The organism is Arthrobacter sp. 05T423 (genome assembly GCF_056396245.1).
This window is the reverse complement of sequence record NZ_JBFTLC010000106.1, coordinates 1-679: the sequence shown is the minus strand read 5'-3', so window position 1 is coordinate 679 and position 679 is coordinate 1. Positions and strand designations below refer to the sequence as shown.

Below are 679 nucleotides of genomic sequence, written 5' to 3'. Positions count from 1 at the left end.
GCAAGCCGGCGCTGGTCCGGTTCGAGAACCACCTGGACGAGAACCCGATGAACCTGGACCGCCAGGACTTCGGCTCGCCGGACTGGTCGTTCCTGACCCACCTCCACAACGGCCACACCGCACCGGAGTCCGATGGCAACCCGCACTACACCATGGTGAGCGGGCCGAAGTACGAGGGCTACCTGCCAAAGACCTACTGCGACAACCTCTACCTGAACTGGCCGGCGGGCAATGATGACCGCGAGAAGCAGAGCTTCTTCTGGTTCCACGACCACCGGATGGACCACACCGGATCCAACGTCTACAAGGGCTTGGTGGGCCTCTACCCGATCTATGACCCCAAGAACGGCATGGACATGGGCGATGAGACCAAGGGCCTGCGGCTTCCCGGTGTCCGCAAGGACAACCCGGACGGCTCCTTCGACGTCGACTACGACATCCCGCTGGCCTTCTACGATTGCCGGCTGGACGACGGCGTCACCATGCACAAGGACATCCACGATGCCCAGAAGGAGTTCCCCGACGCCAAGAACCCGGCCAAGCATCCGGAATGGTGGGGCAAGACCTTCTACAAGCACTTCCCCAACCACGGGTTCGTGGGCGACATCTTCACCGTGAACGGCACCGCCTACCCGGTGATGGAGGTGAAGCGGCGCAAGTACCGCTTCCGGTTCCTGGA

At 62.6% G+C, this 679-nt stretch carries 1 pseudogene; it reads left to right on the top strand.

Features of this window, described 5'->3' with window-relative positions:
- Nucleotides 1–679: pseudogene (locus AC1DFE_RS24110) on the top strand (multicopper oxidase family protein); the annotation flags it as partial.